The sequence below is a fragment of the Burkholderia sp. COPS genome (genome assembly GCF_019425585.1).
Lineage (GTDB): Bacteria > Pseudomonadota > Gammaproteobacteria > Burkholderiales > Burkholderiaceae > Burkholderia > Burkholderia cepacia.
On record NZ_WIXR01000051.1, the window covers coordinates 1 to 10479 of the forward strand.

The following is a 10479-nucleotide window of genomic DNA, read 5'->3' on the forward strand; positions in this document are numbered from 1 at the left end:
CGCGCCGACCGAAGCGGCCCCCGCTGCGCCCCTCGATCCGGGCCCCGCGCCCGACCGCTCGCGCGTGCGGACGTTCGCACTCGACAGCCGCGTGCTCGAATACCGCCTGAAACGCTCGGCGCGCCGTACGATCGGCTTCACGATCGACGGCAGCGGGCTGTCGATCACCGCGCCGCGCTGGGTCACGCTCGCCGACATCGAAGCCGCGATCGCCGAGAAACAACGCTGGATCTTCGCGAAGCTCGCCGAGTGGAAGACGCGCACCGAGCAGCGCGCGCTGCCGCAGATCGACTGGCGCGACGGCGCGCAGCTGCCCTATCTCGGCAAGACGGTGACGATCGCGCTCGGCGCGGGCGCCGTCGCATTCGACGCCGATGCGTTGCGGCTCTCGCTGCCGCTGCCCGTGCAGGCCGACATGCAGCAGATCAAGGATCGCGTGCAGGGCTGGCTGCAGGGCGAAGCCCGGCGGATCTTCGGTGAACGCCTCGCGGTGTACGCGGAGAAGCTCGGCGTCACGTATTCGATGTATGCGCTGTCGTCGGCCGCGACGCGCTGGGGCAGTTGCTCGAGCGACGGCAAGATCCGCCTGAACTGGCGGCTGATCCATTTCCCGATGTCGATCATCGACTACGTCGTCGCGCACGAGCTGTCGCACCTGCGCGAAATGAATCACAGCCCGGCCTTCTGGCAGACCGTCGAGTCGATCTTCCCCGAGTTCCGCGAAGCGCGCCACACGCTCAAGCATCACCCGCCCGAGCTGCTGCCGTCGCTTTGACGCGCACGGCTTCGCCGCCCACGAAAAAGGGCGATGCGGGTCACTCCGCATCGCCCTTTTTTGCCGCCGCGCGCATCGCACGCCACGGCCCGGTTCATCCGGCGCTCAGTGCGCCTTTTTCTGAATGAATTCGATCTTGTAGCCGTCCGGATCCTCGACGAACGCGATCACGGTCGTGCCGTGCTTCATCGGGCCCGCTTCGCGCGTGACCTTGCCGCCTTGCGCCTTGATCCTGTCGCAGGCTGCGTACGCGTCGTCGACTTCCAGCGCGAGATGGCCGAAGCCGTTGCCGAGATCGTAGGCCGGCGTATCCCAGTTATGGGTCAGCTCGATCACCGTGCCCGTGCTTTCGTCCTCGTAGCCGACGAATGCGAGCGTGAACTTGCCTTCCGGATAGTCGTCGCGGCGCAGCACCTTCATGCCGAGCAATTCGGTGTAGAACTTGATCGAGCGGTCGAGATCGCCGACTCGCAGCATCGTATGCAGAAATCGCATGTGTTGTACTCCTGTGGGGACTTTCCAGAACCGGGAACTCTACCAGAGTCGGGTGAACTTCGTCGGAGGCGCCTGGCCGGGGGCGCCCAGCCGCGGCGCCTGGCTGGGGCGCCCGGCGGGTAACGCCTGCCGGCGCAAGGGCAACGGCGGAACACAACGCGACCCTGCTCGCCCGGCCACCGTGCGGATCGGGTAACATCCTTCCACCTCGCACCAAAAGCGGGCATGCGATCCACCGCCCGAACGCGACCACCCACTCCCCCTACCACCACACTGCCGTGCGACACCGCCGATTCGAGCGCGCCGGATGCGCCCGCCTCCCGATCCCGCAGCCGCCGCACCGAACCGGCGAGGTTCGCCGATGAGTGCACTCGCTGCCCCCGTGCGCCGCGCGCTCGACATGCGCGCCGTCGGCCTGATGCTGCTGCTGTGCGCGATCTGGGGCTTCCAGCAGGTCGCGATCAAGAGCACGAACGCCGCGATCGCGCCGATGTTCCAGGCCGGGCTGCGCTCGGTGATCGCAGCGGCGCTGCTGTGGGGCTGGGCCCGCTCGCGCGGTACGCCGCTGTTTCAGGCGGACGGCACGTTCGGCGCAGGCCTCGCGGCCGGCGCACTGTTCGCCGGCGAATTCATCTGCGTGTTCTTCGGGCTGACGCTGACGAGTGCGTCGCACATGGCGATCTTCCTGTACACGGCGCCGTGCTTCACCGCGCTCGGCCTGCACCTGTTCGCACCCGGCGAACGGCTGCAGCGCACGCAGTGGGCCGGCGTCGGCCTGGCATTCGCCGGCATCGCGCTCGCGTTCGCGGACGGCTTCCTGAAACCGCGCGCGCCAGGCGCCTCCGTGCTGGCCGGGCTCGCCGGCGACGCGCTCGGCATCCTCGGCGGCGCGATGTGGGCCGCGACGACCGTCGTCGTGCGCTCGACGGCGCTCGCACGGGCGAGCGCGAGCAAGACGCTGTTCTACCAGCTCGCGGTATCGGCGGTCGTGCTGGTCGCGCTGGCCGCCCTGTTCGGCCAGGTGTCGTTCGCGCACGTCACGCCGATCGCGGTCGCGAGCCTCGCGTACCAGTCGGTGATCGTCGCGTTCGTCAGCTACCTGTCGTGGTTCTGGCTGCTGACGCGCTACAGCGCGTCACGTCTGTCCGTCTTCACGTTCCTGTCGCCGCTGTTCGGCGTCGCGTTCGGCGTGCTGCTGCTCGGCGAATCGGTCGGCTGGCGCTTCATGTCGGCGGCCGCGCTCGTGCTGACGGGCATCGCGCTCGTCAACGCGCCGCCGCGCCGACGCGCGTAACGACACCCGGTGGCCGCCCTGCATCGACGAAAACGACGCGGGGACATGAAAAAGGCTGCCCGCCTGGGCAGCCTCGTGAACCTCGAGCCGGCGTGCGACGCGCGCATGACGCACGCGCTGCCGTTACTCAGCGGCCTTGCGCACCTTCGCCAGCGCCTGCGCCACGCCGACGTATTCGGCCACGCTCACATCCTCCGCACGGCGCGCGAGATCGAAGCCGAGCGCATCGAAATCGATCGTCTCGCGATAGTCGCCGAGCGTATTGCGCAGCATCTTGCGGCGCTGCGAGAACGCCGCGGTGACGATTTCGCCGAGCAGCCCGGGATCGACATCCGGCAGTTCGTGCGGCTCGTACGGAATCATCCGGACGATCGCCGAATCGACCTTCGGCGGCGGCTGGAACGATTCCGGCGGCACGTCGAGCATCTTTTCCATCACATAGCGGTACTGCAGCATCACCGACAGACGCGAAAACGCCTTCGTGCCCGGCTCCGCGACCATCCGTTCGACGACTTCGTTCTGCAGCATGAAGTGCTGGTCGATGACCGCGTCGGCGAACGTCATCAGATGAAACAGCAGCGGGCTGGAAATGTTGTACGGCAGGTTGCCGACGATCCGCAACGACGGCTTGTCGCCAGGTGCCGCGAGCGAGCGGAAGTCGAACGCGAGCGCATCGCCTGCATGCAGTTCGAGCAGCGCGCCGAAGCGTTGCTGCAGGCGCCCGATCAGGTCGCGGTCGAGCTCGACCGCATGCAGCGGCGACTCGGGCGTCGCGAGGCGCGCGATCAGCGGCTCGGTCAGCGCGCCGAGCCCGGGGCCGATCTCGACCATGCGCTGGCCGCGCGCGGGGCCGATCGTCGCGACGATCGAGTCGATCACGCCGTGATCGACGAGGAAGTTCTGCCCGAAGCGCTTGCGCGCGAAATGGCCTTGGTGCTGTCTGCTGTTCGACATCGACTGAGTAAAACGAAAAATACGACGAATGAGGTAATGCCGGGCCGCGTCAGGCGGTGCGGCGATGGCGCGCCATCGTGACGGCCGTGTCGAGCGCGGCGATCATGCTGCCCGGATCCGCGCGGCCCGTGCCGGCCAGATCGAGTGCCGTGCCGTGATCGACCGACGTACGGATGATCGGCAGCCCGAGCGTCACGTTGATGCCCTCGCCGAACGTCGCGTACTTCAGCACGGGCAGGCCCTGGTCATGGAACATCGCGAGCACGCAATCGGCATCGGCGAGGTGGCGCGGCTGGAACAGCGTGTCGGCCGGATACGGGCCGCGCGCGTCGATGCCCTGCGCGTTCGCGCGGGCCAGTGCCGGCGAGATCACGTCGATCTCCTCGCGGCCGAGATAACCGTTCTCGCCCGCGTGCGGGTTCAGGCCCGTCACGAGAATGCGCGGCGCGGCCAGACCGAAGTCGCGCCGCAGGTCGCGATCGATGATCGCGAGCGTCTCGACGAGCCCGTCGACCGTCAGTGCGGCCGACACGTCCTTCAGCGGCAGGTGCGTGGTCGCGAGCGCCACGCGCAGCGGCCGGTGGCCGGTACCGGCCAGCATCATCACGACACGCGGCGTATGCGTGCGCTCCGCCAGGTATTCGGTATGGCCGGTGAACGGCACGCCCGCATCGTTGATCGTGCTCTTCTGCAACGGCGCGGTGACGATCGCGTCGTACCGGCCCGCCAGCGCGCCGTCGATCGCCGCGTCGAGCAGCGCGAGCACGTAAGGGCCGTTCGCCGCGTCCAGCCTGCCCGCCTGCGCGGGCACGGCGAGCGCGTGATGCGCGACCGACACCGGCCCGCTGCCGGCCAGCGTGGCCCGGTCGGCACCGACGGCCGCCGCGCGCGCGTCGAGCAGCGCCGCATCGCCGAGCACGGTGAAATGCGCGTCGGGCCAGCGCTGCGCGGCATCACGCAGCGCCTGCACGGTCAGTTCCGGGCCGACCCCCGCGGGTTCGCCGGTCGTGATCGCGATCTGCAGCGCGGGCGTGGTCATCGGAAGCTCGCTCAGTTCGCCGGGCCGACGCCGCCGATCTTGTACTGCACGTACGACGAATCGCGCAGCTCGCGCAGCCAGTCGGCATACGCCTGCTCGGCCTTGCGCTGGCCGATCGCCTGACGCGCGATATCCATCTGCTGCTGCACCGAACCTTCCGCTTCGCGGCGGCCCAGCACCTGGATCAGGTGATAGCCGTACTCGGTACGGATCGGCTGGCTGATCTGGCCGTCCTGCAGGTTGTTCATCGCGCGCTCGAATTCCGGCACGGTCTCGCCCGGGCTGATCCAGCCGAGATCGCCGCCCTGCGACGCCGAACCGTCCTGCGAATACGTGCGCGCGAACTTCGCGAAATCGCCGCCGGCCTCGACCTGGTTGCGGATGTCGGCCAGTTGCTGGCGCGCCTGGCCTTCGGACTTGCCTTCGCCCACGCGCAACAGGATGTGGCGCACGTGCGTCTGGACGATCTTCGGCGCCGCGGCCGACGCGCCCTGGCTCTGGCGACGATCGACGAGACGCACGATCTCGAAGCCGTCCGGCACGCGGATCAGCGTCGGGTTGACCTGGCCCGGGCGCAGCTTCGATGCGGCGTCGACGACGTCGGCCGGCAGCGCGCTCGGCGACTTGAAGCCGAGGTCACCGCCCTTCTTCGCGTCGTTCGCTTCCGAATTGTTCTTCGCGAGCTTTTCGAAATCGGCACCCGACTTCGCCTGCTGCAGCAACGCGTCAGCCTTCTTCTGCGCGGCTTCGATGTCGGCCTGCGGCGCGTTGGTCGGTGCCTTGATGAAGATGTGCTGGAAACGCAGGTCCTGCTGCTGCGACGCGTTCGGCCCGCGCTGGCTCGCGATGTAGTTCGCGACCTCGGCGTCCGACACGGTGATCTTGCCGTCGACCTCGCGCTCGCGCAGCTTCGACAGCATCAGTTCGGTGCGCGCATCGCTCGTGAAGATGCTCCAGGGCACGCCTTGCGCCTCGAGACGCGCGCGGTACTGGTCGAGCGTCATGCCGTTCGCCTGCGCGAGGCGCTGCAGCGTGGACTGTACCGTCGCGTCGTCGATGCGGATCCCGTCGTCCTTGGCTTTCTGCACCTGGATACGCTCGAGCACCATCTGGTTCAGCACCTGCGCGCGCAACTGGTCGGTCGGCGGCACGGGGGCGTTCTGCTGCTGCAGCCGGCGCGCGATCAGGCCGGCACGCTGGTCGAGTTCGCGGCCGGTGATCACGTCGTTGTTGACGACCGCGACGACTTCGTCGGCGAGCTGCGCACCTTGCGAACCGAGCGCCTGCGCCGCGGCCGGCGCAGAGGCGAGCAGCGCGGCGGCCGCAGCGAGGCTGGACACGACTGCCGCGAAACGAAGGGTTTTCTTCATTGCCACTGGAACTCCATTGAAATCGTGCTGACCGGTGCAGACAAGCCGGCGTTACTCGTAGTTGCTGAAGCGGGACATCGGCGGCGGCGGCGGCGGCAGCGGCGTGTAGCCCGGCACCCCGGCGCGGAACGCGGACACGAGGCCGTTGTCGATGGTCGACAGGCCCTTGAGCGTGAGCTGCATCATGAAGCGCGTCGACGAATTCTGCTGCCCGGACGAATTGATGCCGTTCGCCGCCCGCTGCACCCCGACCCCGAGCGCCCAGCAATCCGCGTCGTATTGTAAGCCGACCAGACCATCGACCACGCGATCGCCGGCGAGATCGTAGTTGAAGCGGCCGATCGCATACAGGCGGCGCGTGAGCGGCCATTGCGCGGAGATCAGGAACTGGTTGATCGGCTGGTTGTCGAGCGTGGTGTTCGTACGCGTATAGCGGTAGCCGACGTTGATCACGCGGCGCTCGCCCGGGCTGTAGCCGAAACCGACGCTCGACTTCACGAGCTGGTTGTTGTTCTGGTTGTACTGGAACGCCGTCTCGGACATGAAACCCGAGCCGAGCTTCAGCGCGGCCCCGACGATCAGGTCCGAGTGGCGCGCCAGCACCGCACTCTGCCCGGCATTCAGCGTGACGCGCTGATCGGCGAAGTAGTACTGCTGCGCGATCACGAAACGCGCACGCTCGTCGCCGGTGCGCGGATCGATGAAGCGCGACGTCAGGCCGGCCGTGATGCGGTTCGCATCGGCGATCCGGTCGTTGCCGACGAACGTGTTCGGCTGGTAGATCTCCGCGAGGCCGAAATCCGATTCCGCGGTGTCGAACAGCGGCGCGTTCGACTGGTCGCGATACGGCGTGTACACGTAGTACAGGCGCGGCTCGAGGGTCTGGATGAAATCCTGGCCGAACAGGCGCACCGAGCGGTCGAAGATCAGGCCCGAATCGAAGCTCACGGTCGGGATCGACTCGGTGAAGCGCTTCGGGCTGTTCGGCGTTTTCGACGACAGGTAGTTCAGGTCGTACGACGCGAGGTGGTACTGGACCTTCGGCACGACGAAGTAGCCGGGGCCGTACACGCCGTACGCGATGTACGGGTTGAAGACGACCCGGTCGCCTTCGGTCGCGTCGGCCGTCGTGATGCGGAACCGCGAATAGTCGGCTTCCGCGCCGAAGTCGAAGCCGCCGACGTTGTACTTCGTGTACTTCACGTTCAACTGCGGCTCGCGGCTGTACGGCGCGATCGACGGCGGCAGCGTCTGCCAGTGCTGGTAGCGCGCGAGCACCGACCACGGGCCGTTGTTGTACGTGAGGCCCGCTTCCTGCTGGTACAGCGTCTGCGTCCCGTTGATGAACTGGTTCGACGAACCCAGTTGCTCGGGATACAGATTGTCCGAGACCTTGTTGTAGTAGACGTAGCCGCCGAAACCGCCGCCGAAGTTCTGCTGGTGCTGCCAGTAGATCGCGTAGCGGTTGCGGTGCTCGAGCCGGTCACTCGGCAGGTAATTGGCCGTGAACGTGCCCGAATACGACGGCGACAGGTAGCGGAACGTCGCCTCGGTCATCACGCCGCGCCGCGAGATGATGCGCGGCGTGAGCGTCAGGTCGCGGTTCGGCGCGATGTTGAAGTAGTACGGCAGCGTCAGCTCGAAGCCGTTGCTCGAGTTCACCGAGAACGTCGGCGGCAGCAGGCCGCTGCGCCGCTCGCCCGACAGCGGGAACGTCATCCACGGGCTCGCGAAGATCGGCACGCCCTGGAAGAACAGCACGCCGTTGCGCGCGGTGCCTTCGTCGGCGCCCGTATCGAAGTCGAAGCGGCTGCCCTTGATGTACCACGCGGGGTTCGTCGAGCACTGGCACGCGGTATAGGTACCGTTGACGAACACCGAGCGCTCGTTGTCGACCATGTCGACACGCTCCGCGCTGCCCGAGCCGCCCGTCACGTTGAAGTGATACTTCGGCGCCGTCATGAAGCCCTGGTTCGCCTCGATCTTCAGGTGCGCCTCGGGGCCCGCGAACGACGTGCCGGAATTGATCACCCTGACCTGGCCGTACGCATCGGCCATGTCGGTATCCTGATCGTAGTGGATCGCGTCGGCCTTCACGACGGCGTCACCGCGCCGCAGCTCGGCCGAACCCTTCGCGGCGAGATCCTGCTCGGCCGTGCCGCTCGTGTGGTCGGCGATCACGAAGGCGGCCGGCTTCGCGCCCTCCTTCAGCGGGCGATCCTCGAGCTGGGGCGCGAGACGCAGATCCCACGGCGAGTCGAGCGGCTGCGGCTGCGCGGCCGCGCCCGACAGCTGCGCGTACGACACGGCCGGCACGAGGCCGGGCACGGCCAGGAGCGCGAGCGCGAGCCGCCGTTTGCGCGGCACCCCGTCACCGGGGAAAACATTCGGGAATAGCGGTTTGGGCGGCATCTATCGTTTGGCGAATCGCCCCTTGTCAACCGCGCCGTCGCGGCACATTCGCGCACGGCGGGCCGCGCCGTCGCACCGCGACTGCGGCTGAGCGCAAACCGGGGGGGCGATCGGGTGGCGGCGCGACAGGCGGCGGGCCTGCACGGCGGAAAGCTGACGCGGGGTGCGTCAAAAAAGTCGTGGGGTATTATATGGCAAGACGTTCCCCCCTCCTCCGAGTTTCATGACGCCCCCATCCGCCGCATCCCAGCCCGACGCCCGCCTCGAAGCGCTCACCGCGTGGCTGCACCCGCTCTCCGAGCGCTACGCGCTCGACCTGTCGACCCTCGCGCCCGCATCGTCGGACGCCAGTTTCCGCCGCTATTTCCGGATTGCGTCGGCCACGAGCCCCGGCGGCACGCTGATCGCCGTCGACGCGCCGCCGCCCGAGAAGTGCCGCGAGTTCGTCCAGGTCGCGCAGTTGCTCGCCACGGCCGGCGACCACGTGCCGGACGTGCTGGCCCACGATTTCGACGCGGGTTTCATGCTCGTGACCGATCTCGGCCGCAAGCCGTACATATCGGTGCTCGATCCGGCGGACCCGGCCGCCGCGAAACCGCTGATGCGCGAAGCACTCGACGCGCTGATCCGCTTCCAGCTCACGTCGAAACCCGACGTGCTGCCGCCGTTCGACGAGGCATTCCTGCGCCGCGAGATGGAGCTGATGCCCGAATGGTTCGTCGGCCGCCACCTCGGCAAGCCCGTCACCGACGCGATGCGTGGCACGCTCGACCGCACCTTCGCGCTACTGGTCGCGAGCGCCCACGCGCAGCCGCAGGGTTTCATGCTGCGCGACTTCATGCCGCGCAACCTGATGGTGTGCGAGCCGAACCCGGGCATCCTCGACTTCCAGGACGCCGTCTACGGGCCGCTGACGTACGACGTCGTGTCGCTGCTGCGCGACGCCTTCATCAGCTGGGACGAGGAGTTCGAGCTCGACTGCTTCGCGTACTACTGGGAAAAGGCGAAAAAGGCCGGGCTGCCGGTCGATCCCGATTTCGGCGAGTTCTACCGCCAGCTCGAATGGATGGGGCTGCAGCGCCATATCAAGGTGCTCGGCCTGTTCGCGCGCATCAATTACCGCGACGGCAAGCCCCATTACCTGAACGACCTGCCGCGCTTCATCGCGTATGCGCGCAAGGTCGCGCTGCGCTACCGCCCGCTCGTACCGTTCGCGAAGCTGCTCGACGAGCTCGAGGGCAACGCGCCGGCCGACGTGGGCTATACGTTCTGATCGTTCCGACTCTCCTGACACCCGGCCGAACATGAGCACCACCCTGACGACGGCGATGATCTTCGCCGCCGGGCGCGGCGAACGGATGCGCCCGCTCACCGACACCCGCCCGAAGCCGCTCCTCGAAGCGGGCGGCAAGCTGCTGATCGTGTGGCAGATCGAAGCGCTCGCACGCGCGGGTATCGAGACGATCGTGATCAACCACGCGTGGCTCGGCGAACAGATCGAGGCCGCGCTCGGCGACGGGTCGCGCTGGGGCGTGCGGCTCGCGTACTCGGCCGAAGGCGAGGCACTGGAAACCGCGGGCGGCATCGCGCAGGCGTTGCCGCTGCTCGAGCGCGACGGACAACCGGCCGTGTTCGCGGCGGTCAGCGGCGACGTGTACTGCGCCTTCGACTACCGGACGCTCGCGCCGCGCGCCGCCCGGATGGCCGCGCTCGACGCGCCGGCGATGCACCTCGTGATGGTGCCGAACCCGCCGTTCCACCCGGCCGGCGACTTCGCGCTCGGCGACGACGGCCGCCTGGCGCTCGACGGCGCCGCGCGCTTCACGTTCGGCAACATCGGCCTGTACGACACACGGATGTTCCGCGATCTCGCGCCCGGCACGCGGCGCGCGCTGACGCCGTACTATCGCGCGGCGATCGAAGCCGGCCGCGCGAGCGGCGAACTGTACGAAGGGTTTTGGGAGAACGTCGGCACGCCCGCGCAGCTCGGCGAGCTCGACGCGCGGCTGCGCGCCGCGGGCTGATCGTTTCGCGGCTGGGTGGCTGAGCGGCTGGGTGGCTGAGCGGCTGAGCGGCTGAGCGGCTGAGCGGCTGAGCGGCTGAGCGGCTGAGCGGCTGAGCGGCGGTTCGGCGGTTCGGC

Annotated in this window: 9 protein-coding genes; 4 read left to right on the forward strand and 5 right to left on the reverse strand. The window is 68.2% G+C overall.

Annotated features, from left to right (window positions below; genetic code table 11):
• A partial coding sequence (locus tag FOZ70_RS31975; protein WP_219707543.1) for a SprT family zinc-dependent metalloprotease occupies positions 1–775 on the forward strand: 775 nt, incomplete at its 5' end.
• Positions 776–880: 105 nt separating this feature from the next.
• On the opposite strand, the gene gloA is transcribed toward FOZ70_RS31975, so the two are convergent.
• Positions 881–1270 (reverse strand): lactoylglutathione lyase, encoded by a 390-nt coding sequence (gene gloA / locus FOZ70_RS31980; RefSeq protein WP_021161200.1) that lies wholly within the window; start codon positions 1268–1270, stop codon positions 881–883.
• 361 nt (positions 1271–1631) lie between these two features.
• Here gloA and FOZ70_RS31985 point away from each other — a divergent pair, with 361 nt between their 5' ends.
• Entirely contained in the window at positions 1632–2564 is a 933-nt protein-coding gene (locus tag FOZ70_RS31985; protein ID WP_042976163.1) for a DMT family transporter, read from the forward strand.
• A 123-nt stretch (positions 2565–2687) separates the two neighbouring features.
• On the opposite strand, the gene rsmA is transcribed toward FOZ70_RS31985, so the two are convergent.
• Genes rsmA through FOZ70_RS32005 form a run of 4 tightly spaced genes read right to left on the reverse strand, consistent with a single transcriptional unit; the run spans position 2688 to position 8339 of the window.
• Positions 2688–3518, reverse strand: coding sequence for a 16S rRNA (adenine(1518)-N(6)/adenine(1519)-N(6))-dimethyltransferase RsmA (rsmA, locus tag FOZ70_RS31990; RefSeq protein ID WP_027789169.1), 831 nt, complete (start codon positions 3516–3518; stop codon positions 2688–2690).
• Positions 3519–3567: 49 nt separating this feature from the next.
• Positions 3568–4557 carry a 4-hydroxythreonine-4-phosphate dehydrogenase PdxA gene (pdxA, locus tag FOZ70_RS31995; protein WP_059858090.1) on the reverse strand — a complete coding sequence of 330 codons (990 nt, stop codon included), beginning with the start codon at positions 4555–4557 and terminating at the stop codon, positions 3568–3570.
• Between the two features lie 11 nt (positions 4558–4568).
• Positions 4569–5927, reverse strand: coding sequence for a peptidylprolyl isomerase (locus tag FOZ70_RS32000; protein WP_027789167.1), 1359 nt, complete (start codon positions 5925–5927; stop codon positions 4569–4571).
• Between the two features lie 51 nt (positions 5928–5978).
• A complete protein-coding gene (locus FOZ70_RS32005) occupies positions 5979–8339 on the reverse strand; it encodes an LPS-assembly protein LptD (protein WP_219707544.1) in 2361 nt (786 codons plus the stop codon).
• Between the two features lie 223 nt (positions 8340–8562).
• Here FOZ70_RS32005 and FOZ70_RS32010 point away from each other — a divergent pair, with 223 nt between their 5' ends.
• Both FOZ70_RS32010 and murU read left to right on the forward strand, forming a co-directional pair.
• Positions 8563–9612, forward strand: a complete 1050-nt coding sequence (locus FOZ70_RS32010) for a phosphotransferase (protein WP_219707545.1) — start codon at positions 8563–8565, stop codon at positions 9610–9612.
• A gap of 31 nt (positions 9613–9643) precedes the next feature.
• A complete protein-coding gene (murU, locus tag FOZ70_RS32015) occupies positions 9644–10363 on the forward strand; it encodes an N-acetylmuramate alpha-1-phosphate uridylyltransferase MurU (RefSeq protein WP_219707546.1) in 720 nt (239 codons plus the stop codon).
• The last annotated feature ends 116 nt before the right edge of the window (positions 10364–10479 follow it).